The 19,016-nt window shown below is 65.6% G+C and carries 20 protein-coding genes; 13 read left to right on the top strand and 7 right to left on the bottom strand.

The window, feature by feature from the left end:
- Positions 1-18 precede the first annotated feature (18 nt).
- Positions 19-957: a COX15/CtaA family protein gene (locus E3T55_RS18420; protein ID WP_134520998.1), complete on the bottom strand. Its 939-nt coding sequence runs from the start codon at positions 955-957 to the stop codon at positions 19-21.
- Positions 958-1,283: 326 nt separating this feature from the next.
- On the opposite strand from E3T55_RS18420, the gene sufB reads away from it, so the two are divergent.
- From sufB to E3T55_RS18385, 7 genes are all read left to right on the top strand, one after another.
- Positions 1,284-2,702, top strand: coding sequence for a Fe-S cluster assembly protein SufB (sufB, locus tag E3T55_RS18415; RefSeq protein WP_134520997.1), 1,419 nt, complete (start codon positions 1,284-1,286; stop codon positions 2,700-2,702).
- Entirely contained in the window at positions 2,703-3,959 is a 1,257-nt protein-coding gene (gene sufD, locus E3T55_RS18410) for a Fe-S cluster assembly protein SufD (RefSeq protein WP_134520996.1), read from the top strand.
- A gap of 2 nt (positions 3,960-3,961) precedes the next feature.
- Positions 3,962-4,288, top strand: a complete 327-nt coding sequence (locus tag E3T55_RS18405; protein WP_119975589.1) for a non-heme iron oxygenase ferredoxin subunit — start codon at positions 3,962-3,964, stop codon at positions 4,286-4,288.
- Between the two features lie 60 nt (positions 4,289-4,348).
- A complete protein-coding gene (gene sufC / locus E3T55_RS18400; protein WP_134520995.1) occupies positions 4,349-5,113 on the top strand; it encodes a Fe-S cluster assembly ATPase SufC in 765 nt (254 codons plus the stop codon).
- 4 nt (positions 5,114-5,117) lie between these two features.
- A complete protein-coding gene (locus E3T55_RS18395; protein ID WP_119975591.1) occupies positions 5,118-5,447 on the top strand; it encodes a metal-sulfur cluster assembly factor in 330 nt (109 codons plus the stop codon).
- A gap of 207 nt (positions 5,448-5,654) precedes the next feature.
- Positions 5,655-6,263: a TetR/AcrR family transcriptional regulator gene (locus tag E3T55_RS18390; RefSeq protein WP_134520994.1), complete on the top strand. Its 609-nt coding sequence runs from the start codon at positions 5,655-5,657 to the stop codon at positions 6,261-6,263.
- A 70-nt stretch (positions 6,264-6,333) separates the two neighbouring features.
- Positions 6,334-7,932, top strand: coding sequence for an ABC-F family ATP-binding cassette domain-containing protein (locus E3T55_RS18385; protein WP_134520993.1), 1,599 nt, complete (start codon positions 6,334-6,336; stop codon positions 7,930-7,932).
- Positions 7,933-8,061: 129 nt separating this feature from the next.
- On the opposite strand, the gene E3T55_RS18380 is transcribed toward E3T55_RS18385, so the two are convergent.
- From E3T55_RS18380 to E3T55_RS18370, 3 genes are read right to left on the bottom strand one after another with little or no spacing between them, the layout of a single operon-like run.
- Complete coding sequence (locus E3T55_RS18380; protein ID WP_134520992.1) at positions 8,062-8,904, bottom strand: SURF1 family cytochrome oxidase biogenesis protein; 843 nt, start codon at positions 8,902-8,904, stop codon at positions 8,062-8,064.
- Positions 8,901-9,131, bottom strand: a complete 231-nt coding sequence (locus E3T55_RS18375; RefSeq protein ID WP_134520991.1) for a hypothetical protein — start codon at positions 9,129-9,131, stop codon at positions 8,901-8,903. Before E3T55_RS18375 ends, E3T55_RS18380 begins: the two co-directional genes overlap by 4 nt.
- Positions 9,128-9,478, bottom strand: a complete 351-nt coding sequence (locus tag E3T55_RS18370) for a DUF3099 domain-containing protein (protein ID WP_134520990.1) — start codon at positions 9,476-9,478, stop codon at positions 9,128-9,130. The genes E3T55_RS18375 and E3T55_RS18370 overlap by 4 nt, the downstream gene beginning before the upstream one ends.
- Positions 9,479-9,611: 133 nt before the next feature.
- On the opposite strand from E3T55_RS18370, the gene fabG reads away from it, so the two are divergent.
- Positions 9,612-10,319, top strand: a complete 708-nt coding sequence (gene fabG, locus E3T55_RS18365; RefSeq protein WP_241993143.1) for a 3-oxoacyl-ACP reductase FabG — start codon at positions 9,612-9,614, stop codon at positions 10,317-10,319.
- A gap of 253 nt (positions 10,320-10,572) precedes the next feature.
- Here fabG and serB read toward each other — a convergent pair whose 3' ends face one another.
- On the bottom strand, positions 10,573-11,232 hold the full coding sequence (gene serB / locus E3T55_RS18360) for a phosphoserine phosphatase SerB (RefSeq protein WP_134521049.1): 660 nt from the start codon (positions 11,230-11,232) through the stop codon (positions 10,573-10,575).
- Between the two features lie 56 nt (positions 11,233-11,288).
- Positions 11,289-12,533 (bottom strand): glucose-1-phosphate adenylyltransferase, encoded by a 1,245-nt coding sequence (locus E3T55_RS18355; protein ID WP_134520988.1) that lies wholly within the window; start codon positions 12,531-12,533, stop codon positions 11,289-11,291.
- Between the two features lie 104 nt (positions 12,534-12,637).
- On the opposite strand from E3T55_RS18355, the gene glgA reads away from it, so the two are divergent.
- From glgA to E3T55_RS18340, 3 genes are all read left to right on the top strand, one after another.
- On the top strand, positions 12,638-13,819 hold the full coding sequence (gene glgA / locus E3T55_RS18350; protein ID WP_134520987.1) for a glycogen synthase: 1,182 nt from the start codon (positions 12,638-12,640) through the stop codon (positions 13,817-13,819).
- 77 nt (positions 13,820-13,896) lie between these two features.
- Positions 13,897-14,679 (top strand): ABC transporter ATP-binding protein, encoded by a 783-nt coding sequence (locus tag E3T55_RS18345; protein WP_134520986.1) that lies wholly within the window; start codon positions 13,897-13,899, stop codon positions 14,677-14,679.
- A 127-nt stretch (positions 14,680-14,806) separates the two neighbouring features.
- The gene (locus tag E3T55_RS18340) at positions 14,807-15,058 is read left to right on the top strand and encodes a type B 50S ribosomal protein L31 (RefSeq protein ID WP_134520985.1); all 252 of its coding nucleotides are present in this window, start codon (positions 14,807-14,809) and stop codon (positions 15,056-15,058) included.
- Between the two features lie 78 nt (positions 15,059-15,136).
- Here E3T55_RS18340 and treS read toward each other — a convergent pair whose 3' ends face one another.
- On the bottom strand, positions 15,137-16,834 hold the full coding sequence (gene treS, locus E3T55_RS18335; protein ID WP_134520984.1) for a maltose alpha-D-glucosyltransferase: 1,698 nt from the start codon (positions 16,832-16,834) through the stop codon (positions 15,137-15,139).
- Positions 16,835-16,965: 131 nt separating this feature from the next.
- On the opposite strand from treS, the gene E3T55_RS18330 reads away from it, so the two are divergent.
- Positions 16,966-17,868: an alpha/beta fold hydrolase gene (locus E3T55_RS18330; RefSeq protein WP_134520983.1), complete on the top strand. Its 903-nt coding sequence runs from the start codon at positions 16,966-16,968 to the stop codon at positions 17,866-17,868.
- Entirely contained in the window at positions 17,865-18,953 is a 1,089-nt protein-coding gene (locus tag E3T55_RS18325; RefSeq protein ID WP_134520982.1) for a glycosyltransferase family 4 protein, read from the top strand. Before E3T55_RS18330 ends, E3T55_RS18325 begins: the two co-directional genes overlap by 4 nt.
- The last annotated feature ends 63 nt before the right edge of the window (positions 18,954-19,016 follow it).

The raw sequence follows: 19,016 nt of genomic DNA, 5'->3' as shown, positions 1-19,016 counted from the left end.
TCCTCTGTGCGGAACGCGCTAGCGGTTGCTGAGGGCCGGTTCGGCGGCGGATGCCTCTGGTGCGGTCGCCGGGGCATCCGTCACCTTTTTGAGACTGAGAATAACCACGGTCATGACCGCCGCCAGGATGCTCGCGAGCACCATGTGGATGCCCACCAGCAGCGGCGGCAGGCCGAAGTTCGCCTGGACCAGGCCCACGAAGATCTGGATGCCCTCGACCAACAGCAGCGCGGCGAACCATGACGCGATGGGCAGCCGGCGGGCGACGGATGCCGCGAGCAGCACGATCGTGAGCGCCAGCATGACGTAGGCGGGCCAGGCGTGCAGGTGTTCGAGCAGCTCGACGTTGAAGCCGCTGCGGGCGGCGTCGAGGTCACCGGAGTGCGGACCGGATGCCGTGGTGAGCACGCCGAAGGCGATCGTGACCGCCACGAAGAAGCTCGTGGCGTGGGTCAGGCCGGCGAAGGCGGCGGGCACGATGCGAGTGCGGGTACCGACAGGGGAGTAGACGCGGTAGACGAGCACCGCGGCGACGCAGACCATCAGGAGCGAGGCGACGTAGTGGAACCCGACAATGAAGGGGTTCAGCCCGGTCCACACGGTGATTCCGCCGACGACCGCCTGGGCGAGAATCCCGCCGACCAGAACCAGGGCCAGCACGAAGAGGTCGCGGCGCTGACGGCGCAGGTTCCAGAGCAGCAGCAGCATGATGATGGCGATGATGCCGATGACCCCGGTCATCAGGCGGTTGGCGAATTCGATCACCCCGTGGATGCCCATCTCCGCGGTCGGTGTCAGCGAACCGGGCACGCAGGCCGGCCAGGTGGAGCAGCCGAGCCCCGAGCCGGTCAGGCGTACGGCGCCGCCGGTGCCGATGATCGTGATCTCACTGATCAGCGAGAGCCACGCGAAGGAGCGTATCTTGCCGTCGATTCGGGTTGGAATCCATCGGGACATCCGGTTCACCACTTCTGCTCTGTGTGTAAGGCACTGTGTAAGGCACTGTTTTAGGCACTGCGCATGTTAATACCCCGGTAAGAACACCAGCCTCAGGCATCAACCTGTAGAATTGAGCCGTTCAGCGGAAATCACGCTGGTGGATTCGCGGAGCTGAGACTGCGTCGCAGTTGCACGAGCCCATGAATAGTCTAGGTACGCCGCGTAGCTAGATACGCACTGTAGCCGTCCACACAATCCATTCCATGGTGTTTCCCGTCAAGGGACAGCCCCAGGGAATGACCGGACTGATATCCGGGTTGTTTCGGATAGGAGAAGAGGTAAGTATGTCGGATGTTCTGCTTGACCGCCCCGATCTTGAGGGCCTGGGTACATATGAATTCGGATGGGCCGACTCGGACAAGGCCGGCGCCTCAGCGCGCCGGGGCATTTCTCCGGAGGTCGTCACCGACATTTCCAACCTGAAGAACGAACCGGACTGGATGCTGCAGCGCCGTTTGAAGGCGCTGGCGCTGTTCGAGCGCAAGCCCATGCCGACCTGGGGCGCCGACCTCAGCGAGATCGACTTCGACAACATCAAGTACTTCGTGCGCTCCACGGAGAAGCAGGCCCAGACCTGGGAAGACCTGCCCGACGACATCAAGAACACCTACGAGAAGCTCGGCATCCCCGAAGCGGAGCGCCAGCGCCTCGTTTCCGGTGTCGCGGCCCAGTATGAGTCCGAAGTCGTCTACCACCAGATCAACGAAGAGCTCGAAGCTCAGGGCGTCATCTTCATGGACACCGACACGGCGCTCAAGGAGCACCCGGAGTTCTTCGAGGAGTACTTCGGCACCATCATCCCCTCCGGCGACAACAAGTTCGCCGCGCTCAACACGGCCGTCTGGTCCGGTGGCTCCTTCGTCTACGTGCCCCCCGGCGTGCACGTCGAGATTCCCCTCCAGGCCTACTTCCGCATCAACACCGAGAACATGGGCCAGTTCGAGCGCACGCTGATCATTGCCGACGAGGGCAGCTACGTGCACTACATCGAGGGCTGCACCGCCCCGATCTACAAGTCCGACTCGCTGCACTCCGCGGTCGTCGAGATCGTCGTGAAGAAGAACGCCCGCGTTCGCTACACGACCATCCAGAACTGGTCGAACAACGTCTACAACCTGGTCACCAAGCGCGCCACGGCGGGCGAAGGCGCGACCATGGAATGGATCGACGGCAACATCGGCTCCAAGGTCACCATGAAGTACCCGTCCATCTACCTGATGGGCGAGCACGCCAAGGGTGAGACGCTCTCCGTGGCCTTCGCCGGCCCCGGCCAGCACCAGGACGCCGGCGCCAAGATGATCCACATGGCCCCGTACACCCAGTCGTCGATCGTCTCCAAGTCCATCGCTCGCGGTGGCGGACGAAGCGGCTATCGCGGTGAGGTGCGAGTGGATGCATCCGCTCACCACTCCGCGAACACCGTGCGGTGCGACGCGCTGCTGGTCGACACGCAGTCCCGGTCTGACACCTACCCGTCGATCGACATCCGTGTCGACGACGTGCAGCTCGGCCACGAGGCGACCGTCTCGCGCGTCAGCGAAGAGCAGCTCTTCTACCTGATGAGCCGTGGCATGCCCGAAGACGAGGCCATGGCCATGATCGTGCGCGGGTTCATCGAGCCCATCGCCCGGGAGCTCCCGATGGAGTACGCCCTTGAACTCAACAAGCTCATTGAAATGGGCATGGAAGGATCCGTCGGCTAAATGTCCGTCGCCCCCGCACTCAAAACCACCCCCACTCCCGGCGGCTCCACACTCCCGGAATCCACAACCCAGCACGGCAACAAGGCGCACACCGACGGACGGTTCGGCTACGTGCCGGTACAGACTCGTTCCGACCGGTTCAAGAGCGTCAACGTCGCCGATTTCGACGCTGTCACCGGTCGTGAAGCCGTCTGGAAACTTTCCCCCGTCGCCAAGTTCACCGACCTCACGGCCGGCGAACTCGACGGCGCTGTCTACCCGATCAGCTCAGAACCCGTCGATGGCGTGACCGTCGACTGGGTTGACCGCACCGATGCCCGCATCGGCACGGCCGGCACTCCCGAAGAACGCGCCGCGGCCAACGCCTGGAGCACCTTCGAGAAGGCCCTCGCCATCACGGTGAGCGGTGAAGAGGCCAAGGAGATCACGGTCACCCGTGCCGAACTCGGAACCGGCGCCCGCGCGGCCCACGTCATCATCGAGGCCAAGCCGTTCAGCCAGGCCACGGTCATTCTGCAGAACAACGGCGACGCCCGGTTGAGCGAGAACGTCGAGATCATCCTCGGTGAATCGAGCAACCTCACCGTCGTCAGCGTTCAGGAATGGAACTCCGGCGCGGTGCACCTCACGAACCACTTCGCATCCGTCGGTAAAGACGCGCGCCTGAAGCACGTCGTCGTCTCGCTCGGCGGCAGCATCGTGCGCGTCAACCCCTCGGTGCGCCTCGCCGGATCGGGCTCGGACACGCTGCTGCTCGGCCTGTACTTCGCCGACGCCGGCCAGCATCTCGAGCAGCAGGTCTACGTCTTCCACGACGCCCCGCACAGCCGCAGCCGCGTCACCTACAAGGGTGCGCTGCAGGGACAGGATGCCCGCACGGTCTGGATCGGCGACGTGCTGATCGGCAACAAGGCCGCCGGCACCGACAGCTACGAGCAGAACCGCAACCTGGTGCTGTCCGAGGGCACCAGGGCCGACTCGATCCCGAACCTCGAAATCGAAACCGGCGACATCGTCGGAGCCGGCCACGCGAGTGCCACCGGACGTTTCGACGACGAGCAGCTCTTCTACCTGCAGTCCCGCGGCATCACCGAAGAAGAAGCGCGCCGCCTCGTGGTGCGCGGATTCCTCACCGAGGTCATCCAGCAGATCGGTTCGCCGGCACTGGAAACCCGCCTGCAGGACGCGATCGAGGCCGAGCTGCTCAGCTCGGACTCGCTGCCCGCCGCCGTGACGCCCGCCGTCGAGGCCCGATAACCATGGCCGCCACGAAGATCTGCGGTTTCGACGAGCTCGAACCCAATCAGGCCATCAAGGTCGAGATTGACGGCATTCCGATCGCCGTCGTTCGCGACATGAACGGCGATGTGTTCGCCATCGGTGACACCTGCACGCACGGCGACATCTCGCTGTCCGAGGGTTTCGTCGAGGGCGACACGCTCGAATGCTGGGCGCACGGTTCCATGTTCTCCCTGAAGACGGGCAAGCCGATCACGCTTCCCGCCTACGATCCGGTGCCCGTCTACCAGGTTTCCCTGGTCGACGGCGACGTCTACATCGACCCCTCAGTCATCCTCGCGGTTTAATCCCGCGGGTCGACACCGCGCCACGCGCTGGTGTCACGTATAGAAAGCGAAATATCATCCATGTCAGTTCTTGAAATCAAGGACCTGCACGTCAGCGTTCAGACCGACCAGGGCGTGAAGCAGATCCTGCGTGGCGTGAACCTCACCATCAACGAGGGTGAAATCCACGCCATCATGGGCCCGAACGGCTCCGGCAAGTCGACCCTTGCGTACACGATCGCCGGTCACCCCAAGTACCACGTCGAGAGCGGCTCCATTCTGCTCGACGGCGCCGAAGTCCTCACCATGACGGTCGACCAGCGTGCTCGCGCCGGCCTGTTTTTGGCCATGCAGTACCCGGTCGAGATTCCCGGGGTCACGGTGACGAACTTTCTGCGCACGGCCAAGACGGCCATCGACGGCGAAGCCCCCGCCATCCGCACCTGGATCAAGGACGTGCGCGGTGCGATGACCAACCTGCGCATGGACAAGTCCTTCGCCGAGCGCAACGTGAACGAGGGCTTCTCCGGCGGAGAGAAGAAGCGCAACGAGATCCTGCAGCTCGAACTTCTCAAGCCGAAGTTCGCCATCCTCGACGAGACCGACTCCGGCCTCGACGTTGACGCGCTCAAGATCGTCTCGGAGGGCGTCAATCGTGCCAAGGAGAACACCGGCCTCGGCCTGCTGCTCATCACGCACTACACGCGCATTCTGCGCTACATCCACCCCGACTTCGTGCACGTCTTCGTGAACGGCCGCATCGCCGAACAGGGCGGACCCGAGCTCGCCGACCGCCTCGAAGACGAGGGCTACGATCGCTTTCTCGTTCCCGAGATCGTAAACTAGTCGCATGGTCTCCTCCCTCACTCCGACGCGCTACGACGAGATCGAAGAGGCGCTGAAAGACGTCATGGACCCGGAACTCGGCATCAATGTCGTCGATCTCGGGCTCATCTACGACCTCGGCTGGGACGACGAGAACAACGCGCTCGTCATTCACATGACGCTCACCTCGGCCGGCTGCCCGCTGACCGATGTGCTCGAGGAACAGACCGCCGAGGCCCTGGACGGTGTCGTCGAACAGTTCCGCATCAACTGGGTCTGGATGCCGCCGTGGGGTCCCGAAAAGATCACCGACGACGGCCGCGACATGATGCGGGCCCTCGGCTTCGCCATGTAGTTCTGGCATAACCGGTTCTGGCATAACCGGTTCTGGCATAACCGGTTCTGGCATAACCGGTTCTGGCATAACCGGTAACCAGTAATACTGCAACGCCCCGGGAATTCTGCCTCAGGCAGGCCCCGGGGCGTTCTGCTGTCCGAAGCGCTGGGTAGAGTGCCGATCCACTCAGTAGAACTGATATGCTAATACCATGAGAGTGACATCATGAACGCGCGACGTGAAGCCCAGGCCGCCGGCACCCGGCAGGATATCGTTCGGGCGGCCGGTCGACTCATGCTGCAGCACGGTTACGTGAAGACCTCGATTGGCGCGATCGCGACCGAGGCCGGCGTGGCCGTGCAGACCATCTACAACTCGGTCGGTTCCAAGGCTGAACTTCTGGCGGCACTGCTCGAGCGGGCGGCCGCCGCGAGCGGCTCACCCGATGCAGTGGCCGCTGCCATGCGACAGCGCATCGATGACGCGCACTCGGCGAGCGACATCATTCGGGCGCTGGCGGATGGCTGCGCCCTCGTCAACGAACGTACCGCCGGCATCCAGCAGATTGTGAGCGAGGCGGCCGCGGTCGACCCCGACGTTGCCGCCTTCGAACGGCGCCGCGACACGGCACGGCTGCACGATTTCGGAGAGGACGCCGCGGCGCTGCGCTCGAGGCGCTCCCTGCGGGTCGGTCTGAGCGATCACGAGGCCGCCGCCGCGATCTGGGCCCTCGCGCATCCGCAGTGCTATCGCACCCTCGTGCGCGACGTGGGCTGGTCGCCCGACACCTACCGGGACTGGCTCGAAAAAACCCTGCGCGGCGCCCTCCTGTAGAATAGAGAGTTGGACCAGTCGGCCCGCTCTTTTTTCCCCTCACAACCCCCCTTCTGAACGGACAATTGCTGTGCTCAACGTGCAAGATCTCCAAATCCGCGTTGGTGCGCGCGTCCTCATGGAGGACGTCAGCTTCCGTGTTTCTGACGGCGACAAGATCGGTCTGGTCGGCCGCAACGGCGCCGGCAAGACGACCCTGACCAAGACCCTCGCGGGCGAGACGAACCCGACCGCGGGTTCCATCGAGCGCAGCGGTGAGATCGGTTACCTGCCGCAGGACCCGCGCTCCGGTGACCCGGACATGCTCGCCCGCACCCGCATCCTCGATGCCCGCGGGCTCGGCACCATCGCCCTCGGCATGCACGACTCGAGCCTCGCCATGGCGAGCCCCGACGATAAGATCAGCGCGGCCGCGATGCGCACCTACGGCACCCTGACCGACCAGTTCAACGCCCTCGGCGGCTACTCGGCCGAGGCGGAGGCCTCCGCGATCGCGAGCAACCTGAAGCTGCCCGACCGCATCCTCGACCAGCCCCTGCGCACCCTCTCCGGTGGTCAGCGCCGCCGCATCGAGCTCGCCCGCATCCTCTTCTCCGCCGCAGAGACGATGATCCTCGACGAGCCCACCAACCACCTCGACGCCGATTCCGTGATCTGGCTGCGCGAGTTCGTGAAGAACTACCGCGGCGGCTGCATCATCATCAGCCACGACATCGAGCTCGTCGGTGACACCGTGAACCGGGTCTTCTACCTCGATGCCAACCGCATGGTCATCGACATCTACAACATGGACTGGAAGCACTACATCACGCAGCGGGCAGCGGATGCCGACCGTCGCAAGAAGGAACGCGCCAACGCCGAAAAGAAGGCCTCGACGCTGACCGCGCAGGCCGCGAAGTTCGGCGCCAAGGCCAGCAAGGCGGCATCCGCTCACCAGATGGTCGCCCGCGCCGAGAAACTCCTGTCGGGGCTGGACGACGTGCGCGCCGAAGAGCGCGTGGCCAAGCTGCGCTTCCCCGATCCGGCGCCGTGCGGCCGTACCCCGATCATGGCGACGAACCTCTCGAAGAGCTATGGCTCGCTCGAGATCTTCGCCTCGGTCGACCTCGCAATCGACCGCGGGTCCAAGGTCGTCATCCTCGGCTTCAACGGTGCCGGCAAGACGACCCTGCTGCGGATGCTGGCCGGCGTTGACGAGCCCGACACCGGAGAGGTCCTTCCCGGCCACGGCCTGCGGATCGGCTACTACGCGCAGGAACACGAGACCATCGACGTGAAACGCAGCGTGCTGCAGAACATGGTGTCGTCCTCGCCGAGCATCACGGAGATGGAAGCCCGCCGCGTGCTGGGCTCGTTCCTGTTCACCGGGGACGACTCGAACAAGCTCGCCGGGGTGCTCTCCGGTGGCGAGAAGACGCGCCTGGCCCTGGCCATGATCGTCGTCTCGGGCGCAAACGTGCTGCTGCTCGATGAGCCCACTAACAACCTCGACCCGGCGAGCCGTGAAGAGATCCTCGACGCCCTGGCGCACTACACCGGCGCCGTGGTGCTGGTCAGCCACGACGAGGGTGCCGTGGAGGCCCTGAACCCCGAGCGCGTGCTCATCATGCCCGACGGTACCGAGGACCACTGGAACAAGGACTACCTCGAGCTCATCTCGCTCGCGTAGCCGCACCCGGAAGCAGAAAGCCCGGTCAGGATTCGTCCTGACCGGGCTTTTCTGCGCCTGGGTGCTGGGTGCTGGGTGCTGGGTTCTGGGTTCTGGGTGCTGTGTGCCGTGTGCCGTGTGCTGCCGACGTTAGAGCTGGCGGTCGAGCAGGGCGTCTTCGATGTCGGCGTCGCTCTTGGGCTTGGCGGCCTGCTTTCGGGCCCGCTCATCGGCGCGCTCACGTTCCTCAGGGTCGGCCGCGTTCACGACCCGGTATTCCTCCCGCAGGCCCCAGCCGAGCCCGATGAAGGCGAGCAGGCCGAACACGAACCACTGGAACGCGTACGACAGGTGTGGTCCCTCGTCGCGTACGGGCTTGACCACGGCGGTGGGGCGCTCGGCGACCGAGGGCGTCTCGGTGTCCATCAGGCCGTAGGCGCCGGTATAGGTGGGCTGGTCGAGGCGCTCGGCGACATCTTCCAGGTTGATGGTGGCGATCTGGTTGCCGCTGGCGGTGCGGTTGTTGAGTGTCGGTTCGCCGGCCTTGAGCCGGGCCGTGACGGTCACCGTTCCCGTCGGGGGTGCCGGCACGACGTCGGGGGCGTCCTGCTCCTGCCCGGTCGGCAGCCAGCCGCGGTTGACGATGAAGACCGTGCCGTCGGCGAGGCGAAGCGGGGTCAGTACCTCGAAGCCGGGGTTGATGTTCAGGGGCCGATTGCGCACGAGCAACTCGTCTGCGACGAGGTAGGTGCCCGTCATCTCGACCGGCAGCCACTTCTGGGACTCCGAGAACGAGGTCAGCGTGCTGAGGGCGGCATCGAGGGGCACCGGAGCCGAGTCGAAGTTGGCGTCGATCTTCGACAGTTCGACGAGGGCTTCGTCCCGGCGGGCGAGCTGCCAGACCCCGAGGCCCGAGCACACCGCCGCGAAGACGATCACGAGGGCGAGGTACCCGGCCCAGCGGCGGGTGAAGGCGAACTTCCATTCCTTCATGGGGTGGCCTCCGTATCCGTTGTTTCGAGAAGACGTACGGTGAGGGGAAAGTCACGGGCGGCGAGGAACTCGCGCAGGTAGTCGACGTGCGCGGGGCAGGCGACCCAGGTCTTCACCCGGTCTTCGGCGTGAATGCGGGGGTTGCGCCAGTCGAGTCGCCAGGTGGCCGCATCGCGGCAGCCGGCGCGGGAACAGGTGTCCGTCGCGGGCGAACCCAGACCGATCACTTGCCGCCCTCGGGCTTGTAGATGTCGCCGGTGTCGCTGCCGGCGTCGTAGCCGCCGCGGGCCGAACCCGCGGAACCGCCGGTGTCGTCGCCGCGGTAGATTTCCACGCCGCCGGGCCGCAGCACCGGAGCCTGCGGCGGGCTGACCTGCACGTTGGCGATGACCACGGCCACATACGGAAGCACAATGGCGCCCAGGGCACAGAGCAGCAGCCACCAGCCCTGGGCGACGAGCATCAACAGAATACAGACCACGCGCACGCCCATAGCGAGCGAATACTTGATCATGCGACGGCGTCGTTCCTCCTCGGGGGAGAGCGGGAGGGAAGTTATCGACTGCTGTTTCATGTCGGCTATCGTTAGGGGGTTGTGGTGCAACTGCACCACTTACAAGAATACGTCTCGTTGGGCATCCGCGGGCACCTCCGGACGCAATTCCCAGCCGGGTCCCGGGCCCGACTCACCTGATGGGAAGCTCAATTTGTCCGCTCGCACCGTTCTCGTCACCGGAGGCAACCGTGGCATCGGTTTCGCCATCGCCGCAGAGTTTGTCGCCCAGGGCCACCGCGTCGCCGTCACGTCCCGCTCCGGCGAGGGGCCCGCGGGAAGCCTCACCGTGCGCGCCGACGTCACCGATGCGGCGTCGATCGACGCGGCCTTCACGCAGATCGAAGCGGCCCTCGGCCCGGTCGAGGTTGTCGTGGCCAACGCCGGCATCACCAAGGACACGCTGCTCATGCGCATGTCCGACGAGGACTTCACCTCGGTCATCGACACGAACCTGAGCGGCGCCTTCCGTGTCGTGAAGCGGGCGTCCAAGGGCATGCTCAAGGCCCGATTCGGGCGTATCGTACTCATCTCGAGCGTCGTCGGCCTCTACGGCTCGGCCGGACAGGTCAACTACGCCGCCTCCAAGAGCGGCCTCGTCGGCCTCGCGCGATCGGTCACCCGGGAGCTCGGCTCACGCGGCATCACGGCGAACGTCGTCGCACCCGGCTTCATCGAGACGGACATGACGGCCGCCCTGCCCGAGGCCCAGCAGGCCGAATACAAGCGCAATATCCCGGCGAACCGCTTCGCGACCCCGACCGAGGTCGCCCGGGTCGTCACCTGGCTCGCCGGCGACGACGCCGCCTACATCTCCGGCGCGGTCATCCCCGTCGACGGTGGTCTCGGCATGGGCCACTAGGACACTTCTCGTACTGTCGGTTCTCGTACTGTCGGTTCTCGTACTGCCGGTGCCGGGGTGACCTCCGCCCGGTGGCGAATTCAGGAGATTCTCCGGTGGGTAGCGTCAGGAACGCCGGACCAGTACCGCGGCCGCGCTTTCACCGAGCGGATCTCCTGAATTGGCCACGCGGCCACACAGCAGACTTGTCCTGATGGCCGGCAGGTGTCCTTCTCCGAGCGCGGGCCGGGACCGCAGAAGCGGATGCGCGGGGCTAGGAGCGCAGACCGAGGAGCGGCAGAATCTGGCTCAGGTCGAGGGCGTCGATCACGACATCCGCCTGCCGTTTAACCCGCGGTTTCGCGTTGAAGGCCACGGCGAGGCCGGCCACCTTCATCATGTCGAGGTCGTTGGCGCCGTCGCCGACCGCCACGGTGCGGGGCAGCGGGATCGCCTCGGCGTGAGCCCACTCCGTGAGGGCCTGCGCCTTGGCGGCGGCGTCGATGATCGGGCCGATCAGTCCGCCGGTCAGGTGGCCGTCGCGCACCTCGAGGCGGTTGGCCCGCCAGTGATCCAGACCGAGCTCGGCGGCGAGCGGGTCGAGCAGCTCGTGAAAGCCGCCCGACACCACTCCGACCCGGCTGCCGCTCGCGTGCAGGCCGTCAATCAGCTCGTGCACACCGGGTGTCTTGCGGATGATGCGTCCCACGTCGGCGAAGACGCTCACCGGAAGCCCGGCGAGGGTTGCGACGCGCTCCCGCAGGCTTTCGGCGAAGTCGAGTTCGCCGCGCATGGCCGCCTCGGTGATCGCGGCGACGTGTGTGCGTGATCCCGCGGCATCCGCCAGAAGCTCAATGACCTCATCGCGGATCAGGGTCGAGTCAGCGTCGAGCACGACCAGAAACGCGCCGGGCCCCTGCGGGTAGGGACTCAGTGAGCGGGACAGCAGGTCGGGCACGGGGGCGGGGGCGGGGGCGAGGAGCGACGGGATCACGGCTGAACGCGAACGCCCTTGCCGACCACGGTGATGCCCGACTCGGTGACGCTGAAACCACGGGCCAGGTCACGGCTGCGGTCCACCCCGATCTGAGCGCCGGCCTCGACGACGACCTCCTTGTCGAGCACTGCCCGGCGCACAATCGCACCCGCTTCGATCTTGACCCGATCGAAGACGATCGAGTCGACGACCTGGGCCCCGGAGCTGATCGTGGTCCACGGGCCGAGCACGCTGCGCTCGATGTGGCCGCCGGAGATGACGCAGCCGAGCGACACGATCGAGTCGATCATCGTGCCGAGCGCTCCGCGACCGTCGCGCACGAACTTCGCCGGGGGCGAGTTCAGCTGCATGCTGAAGATCGGCCATTCCTGGTTGTACAGGTTGAAGACCGGCAGCGCCGAGATCAGGTCCTGGTGGGCTTCGAAGAACGAGTCGATCGTTCCCACGTCGCGCCAGTAGTAGCGGTCGCGGTCGGTCGAGCCAGGCAGCTCGTTGCGCTGCAGGTCGTAGACGCCGGCTTCACCGCGGGCCACGAAGTCGGGAATGATGTCCCCGCCCATGTCGTGACTCGAGTCGGTGCGTTCCCCGTCGCGCAGCACGGCCTCAATGAGCGCATCGGTGTTGAAGACGTAGTTGCCCATCGAGGCGAAAATCTCGTCGGGGTTGTCGGCCAGGCCGGTCGCGTTCTTCGGTTTCTCGAGGAACTCGGAAATGCGATCGGGGTGGGTCGGGTCGACCTCGATGACACCGAACTGATCGGCGAGGCCGATGGGCTGCCGAATGGCGGCGACGGTGGCGCTGGCGCCGGACGCGATGTGGGCGTCGATCATCTGGCTGAAGTCCATGCGGTAGACGTGGTCGGCACCGACCACGACGACGATGTCGGGCTTTTCATCGTGGATCAGGTTCAGGCTCTGCAGAATCGCGTCGGCCGAGCCGCTGAACCAGCGCTTGCCGAGCCGCTGCTGTGCGGGTACGGAAGCGATGTAGGAGTTAAAGAGCCCCCCGGTGACGTGCCAGGTCTGCGAGACGTGACGGTCGAGGCTGTGTGACTTGTATTGGGTGAGCACCACGACCTTGGTGACACCCGAGTTGATGAGGTTGGAGAGTGCAAAGTCGACGAGGCGATAATGCCCGCCGAACGGGACGGCCGGCTTGGCACGGTCCTCGGTCAACGGCATCAGCCGTTTTCCCTCACCACCAGCGAGAACGATTCCGAAAATCTTCTTGGCCTTCATGTTCCTTACAGTAGAGGCATCCGGGGGTCCCCGGCCACCCATCGGGGGATGTGCCGCGCTCGCGTGGGGATGTATCCGTCGCCCGGCCGCGCTAGCTTTAGCGCATGCGCATCGATTTGTTGACAAAGGAATATCCGCCGGAGATCTACGGGGGTGCCGGGGTGCACGTCACCGAGCTCGTTCGGGCCCTGCGAACCGACCTCGACGTCGTCGTGCGCTGCTTCGGCGCGCCGCGATCCGACGCCGATACCTTTGCCTACCCGGTTCCGGTGGAACTCGCCGGGGCGAACCCGACCCTCGCGACTCTCGGGGTCGACCTGCAGATGGCACAAGACGTCGCCGGAGCGGATGTGGTGCACTCGCACACCTGGTATGCCAACGGCGCCGGGCACTTCGCCAAGCTGCTCCACGGCATCCCTCACGTCGTCACCGCGCACAGCCTCGAGCCGCTGCGCCCGTGGAAGGCCGAACAGCTCGGCGGCGGCTACCGCGTGTCGAGCTGGATCGAGAAGACCGCCTTCGAGGCAGCGGATGCCGTCATCGCCGTGAGCGACGGCATGCGTCGCGACATTCTGCGCAGCTACCCCTCGCTCGACGAAGCCAAGGTTCAGGTCGTCTACAACGGCATCGACCTCGAGCAGTGGAAACCCCTCGTCGACCTCGACGTCGTGCGAGCTCTCGGCATCGACCCCGACCGGCCATCCGTCGTGTTCGTCGGACGCATCACCCGCCAGAAGGGGCTGCCGTACCTGCTGCGCGCCGCGGCGGCGCTGCCGCCCGAGGTGCAGCTCGTGCTGTGCGCCGGAGCCCCCGACACCCCCGGTATCCTCGCCGAGGTCACCGCGGGCGTCGAAGCCCTGCAGCAGACCCGTACGGGCGTCGTCTGGATCAACCGTCTGCTGTCCCAGCCTGAGCTCGCCGCCGTGCTCACCAACGGCACCGCGTTCGTTTGCCCGTCGATCTACGAGCCGCTCGGCATCGTCAACCTCGAGGCCATGGCCTGCGGGCTGGCCGTCGTCGGCACCGCGACCGGCGGCATCCCCGAGGTCGTCGCCGATGGTGAGACCGGCCGACTCGTGCCGATCGACCAGATGACCGACGGTACCGGAACCCCCCTCGACCCCGACCGTTTCGTCGCTGACCTCGCGCGCACCCTCACCGAGGTCGTCAGCGACCCGGCACGGGCCGCCGAAATGGGCCGGGCCGGCCGCATCCGTGCCGAACGGGAGTTCGGCTGGAGCCAGATTGCGACCCGTACCCGCGAGATCTACGCCTCGCTGCTGTAGCTCCTGTTGCAGCTCCTGCTGTCGCTCGGCCGCCCGCGGCGTGATTCACGTTGCGGGTGGCCAGATAGCATGGCTGTATGGTCAACGTTCTTCACTTTTCCGGGGTTTCCGTCGTCCGGGGTGGCACCGCCATCCTCGACTCAGTGGACTGGAGCGTTGACGACGATCAACGCTGGGTGATTCTCGGCCCCAACGGTGCGGGCAAGACCACACTGCTGCAAATCGCCGCCGCGCTCATTCACCCGACCAGTGGCACCGCCGAAATCCTTGCCGAGCCGCTCGGCGGCACCGACCTCTTCGAACTGCGCCCGCGCATCGGGTTCGCCTCGACGGCCATGGCTCGTCGAGTACCCGCCGACGAGAAGGTGCTCGACGTCGTCATGACGGCGGCGTACTCGGTTACCGGCCGCTGGAACGAAGAGTACGAGGACATCGATGAACGCCGCGCCCAGCGGGTGCTCTCCGAGTGGAAGCTTGACCACCTCGCCGCCCGCAAGTTCGGCACTCTCAGCGATGGCGAACAGAAGCGCGTGCAGATTGCCCGTGCCGTGATGACCGACCCCGAAATGCTGCTGCTCGACGAGCCCGCAGCGAGCCTGGACCTCGGTGCCCGCGAAAGCCTGCTGCAGCTGCTCAGCGGATACGCGAGCGAAGCGAACTCGCCGGCCATCATCATGGTCACCCACCACGTCGAAGAGATCCCGCGCGGCTTCACTCACGCGTTGCTGCTCTCCCAGGGCAACGTCGTCGCCGCCGGACCGCTCACCGAGGCGCTGACCGCGGCCAACCTGAGCGAGGCCTTCGGCTTGTCGATCGAACTGACCGAAACCGACGGCCGGTTCGCGGCCCGCGCCGTGTAGCAACCGTGTAGCAACGCCCGGTTGCGCCTGCTATCGTAAGTAGTTGGCCGTTTGGCCTCCCCGAACATCGAACAGCACTGTGGCCAGTTACAAGTCTGTCCACCTGAAGTGCGTAGAGGAAATTTTCATGAAGACTGACATTCACCCCGATTACAACTTCGTGGTCTTTCGCGACCTCGCCTCCGGCGCGACGTTCCTGACCCGCTCCACGGTCTCCAGCAAGAAGACCATCGAGTGGGAAGACGGCACCACGTACCCGGTCATCGACGTGGAAATCTCCTCCGAGTCGCACCCGTTCTACACGGGCAAGCAGCGCATCATGGACTCCGCCGGACGCGTGGAGAAGTTCAACTCGCGTTACAAGGGCTTCGGCAAATAAGCCACACCCCTTCAGCACGAAGCGCACGACAGAGAAGGCGACCCGCTCAGCGGGTCGCCTTCTCTGTGTTCTGATGGACTAGCCGCAGTGCAGCCAGTAGAAGCTCTGGGCGCCGAGGGTCAGCGTGAGTGCACCCGTGTCGTCGAAGGTCGGAAAGACGGCGCCGCCGAAGATGTCGTAGAGCCGGGTGCCGGCCATCTCGGCATCCTCGATGCGGAACGCCACCGGATTGTGGGCGAAGCTGAAGACGCAGAGCAGCGTCTCGGGTTGATCGCCGAACATGGTTCCCGAGCCCGCGTAGCTGCGGGTGAACGCGAGCACCGACTCGTGGTTGGTCGACAGCACCCGAATCGCTCCGAGTCCAAAGGTCGGGTGCGCCTTGCGCACGTGAATCACGTTGCGCACCCAGTGCAGCAACGAGCCGGACTGGGCCAGGTGCGACTCCACGTTGGTCTGGGAGTAGTTGTAGACGAGTGACTGCACGACCGGCAGAAACAGCTTGCCGGGGTCGGCGTCGGAGAAACCGGCGTTGCGGTCGGGGGTCCACTGCATCGGCGTGCGGGAACTGTCCCGGTCAGGCAGCCAGATGTTGTCGCCCATGCCGATCTCGTCGCCGTAGTACAGAAACGGACTGCCGGGCAGCGCGAACAGCAGGGCGTGCGCGAGTTCGAGCTCCGCGCGGGAGTTGTCGAGCAGCGGAGCCAGGCGACGTCGAATACCGATGTTGGAGCGCATCCGCGGGTCGTAGGCGTACCAGCCGTACATCGCCTGGCGGTATTCCTCGCTGACCATCTCGAGGGTGAGCTCGTCGTGGTTGCGCAAAAACACGCCCCAGCCGGCGCCCTCCGGAATGTCCGTTGTCTCCGACAGCACCCGAACGAGCTCGTTCGCGTGCTGGGAGCGCAGGGAGTAGAAAATGCGCGGCATCAGGGGAAAATCGAACGCCATGTGGCATTCGGGTTCCTCCTCGGTGCCGAAGAAGGCGGCCACCTCACGCGGCCACTGGTTGGCCTCGGCGATCATGATGCGTCCCGGGTAGTCACGGTCGACGATCTGTCGCAGCTTCTTGATGAAGTCGTGGGTGGGCGGCTCGCTCTCGCCGTTGCCCTCTTCGCTCTCGTAGAGGTACGGGATGGCGTCGAGCCGGAACCCGTCCACTCCGAGATCGAGCCAGAAGCGGATGATGTCGATCATCGCTTCGTGCACGGCCGGATTCTCGAAGTTCAGGTCGGGCTGGTGCGAGAAGAAGCGGTGAAAGAAGAACTGGCGGCGCACCGAGTCGAAGGCCCAGTTGGACTCCTCGGTGTCGATGAAGATGACTCGGATGTTGGGGTACTTCTCGTCGGTGTCGCTCCAGACGTAGAAGTCACCGTAGGGGCCGTCTGGATCGGCGCGGGACTGCTGGAACCACTCGTGCTGATCGGAGGTGTGGTTGAGGGGTAGATCGATGATGATGCGCATGTTGCGCTCATGGGCCTTGGTGACGAGGTCTTTGAACTCGTCGAGGGTGCCGAACTCGGGCAGGATCGAGCGAAAGTCGGAAACGTCGTAGCCGCCGTCTTTGAGCGGGGAGTTGAAGAACGGGGGAATCCACAGGGCGTCGATGCCGAGCCACTGCAGGTAGTCGAGCTTCGAGACGAGGCCGGAGAGATCGCCGGAGCCGTCCGCGTTGCTGTCGACGAAGGATCGCACCATGACCTCGTAGAACACCGAACGCCGATACCACAGCGGATCAAGGGTCAGACCGGGCAGTTGGATGGGGGCGGTGAAGCTCACGGTTGTCCTCTCGGCCCCACGGGGAGGCACTGTCAGCACGGGTGGTTAGCTCGGGTGTCTAGCACGAGTCTAAGTTCACCCGCCCGGCTGCGGTCGACTTCTCTGCGTGATGGCACCATAAACTTGACCTGATGATCGCCTCCTCGCCATTCGACCCGTTGCTGAAGAAGATTGCCGTGACCCGCCGAAGCCTGTCCGTGCTCGGCTCCACGACCCGCTACTGGGAGTATGGCGATGCGGCCGCCGCGACCACGATCGTGATGGTGCACGGCTTCCGCGGTGACCACCACGGACTCGAACCCGTCGTGGCGCAGAGCCTTGCGGGCGTGCGGATCGTGTCGCCCGACCTGCCCGGCTTCGGCGAGTCGACGCCATTCCCGGATCACGTGCACGACATCGACGGTTATGCGAACTGGCTCGCGGACTTCGTCGTGCAGCTCGCGCCGACCGGGCGGCTCGTCATGCTCGGCCATTCCTTCGGCTCGATCATCGTGTCGGCGGCGCTCGCCCGCGGCCTGACGGCGGATGCCGCGGTGCTCGTGAATCCGATCGCCGCGCCGGCACTCGCGGGGCCGCGCGGCGTGCTGACCCGACTGGCCGTGTTCTATTACTGGGCCGGGGCACGACTGCCCGAGCCCCTGGGCTACGCACTGCTGCGTAACCGCGCGATCGTGCGGGTGATGAGCGTGTCCATGGCCAAGACCCGCGAGCGAATCCTCCGGCGCTGGATCCACGCCGAACACGACCGGTACTTCTCGGCCTTCGCGAACCGCGAGGTCGTGCTTGAGGCCTTCAGCGCCTCGGTCGGCCACGACGTGAGCGAGTACGCGCGGCAGATCACGGTTCCCACGCTGCTCGTGGCCGCGGACCGCGACGACATCACTCCGATTGCCGCGCAGCACCGCCTGCTCGGCCTGTTCCCACAGGCGTCGCTGACCGTGATCGAGGGTGTCGGCCACCTCATCCACTACGAAAAGCCCGCCGAAGCCGCCGCCGCGATCACCGCCTTCCTGGGCACGAGGAGCTCGGCATGAAGATCGTCATCGACTGTCGATACACCCGGTTCGACCAGCACGACGGCATCAGCCGCTACACCGCGGGACTCGTGACCGCGCTGGCCCGCCTGCACCCGGTGACGATGCTGATCAGCGACCCGCGGCAGTTGGCCCTGCTGCCCGCGCTGCCGTGGCAGCGGGTGAGCGCGCCCACCAGCATCCGTGAACCGTTCGTGGCGTGGCAGGTCAACCGGCTGCACCCCGACGTGGTGTTCAGCCCGATGCAGACCATGGGATCGTGGGGTCGCCGGTATCGGCTGCTGCTGACCGTGCACGACCTGATCTACTACCGCAACCGCACGCCGCCGCGTAACCTGCCGGCTGCGATTCGGTTGCTGTGGCGCCTCTATCACCTCAGCTGGTGGCCGCAGCGGCTGCTGCTGAACCGGGCCGACGGCATCGTGACGGTCTCTGAAACGACCCGTGCCCTGATCGGGCAGCACCGCCTGACCGACCGGCCGGTGACGGTCGTGTCCAACGCGGCGAACGCGGTGACGGATGCCGCGGCCGCCGCCGCGCTGGGCCGTCGCGCCCCCGAGACCGGCCGGCTCGTGTACATGGGATCCTTCATGCCGTACAAGAACGTCGACACGCTCGTTCGTGCCGTGGCGCAGCTGCCGGAACACGAGCTGCACCTCATGAGTCGCATTGCTCCGGCCGAGCGGGCACGCCTCGAGGCCATCGCGCCGGCCGGTCGCCTCGTCTTTCATGATGGGGTGACCGACGACGAGTACCTCGAGGTGCTCGCCTCGGCGACGGCGCTCGTGACGGCGAGCCGCGATGAAGGGTTCGGAATTCCGCTCGTCGAAGCAATGAGCCTCGGGATTCCCGTCATCGTGAGTGACATCCCGATCTTTCGCGAGATTGGCGGGGCCGCGGCGCTCTACGCGCGGCCGGACCGTGCGACGGATTTTGCCGCCTGCGTGCGGCGTCTGGGGCAACCGGGGGAGTGGGCTCGGGTCGCTGAACGGTCGCTGGGCGAAGCGGAACGCTTCACCTGGGAGGCCTCCGCCGAACGTCTGCTGCGCGTTGTGCAAGAAACGGCGTTGCGGTCAAAACCCTGATCAGCTCGGTGCACAGATTTCGAGCGTGTAAAATTGCGGGCTGATCGGGCCGATTTACTTGCA

This window comes from Cryobacterium frigoriphilum (assembly GCF_004403305.1).
Taxonomy (GTDB): Bacteria; Actinomycetota; Actinomycetes; order Actinomycetales; family Microbacteriaceae; genus Cryobacterium; species Cryobacterium frigoriphilum.
Note: the sequence above shows the minus strand (reverse complement) of the source record. Positions and strands in the feature narration are given on the sequence as shown.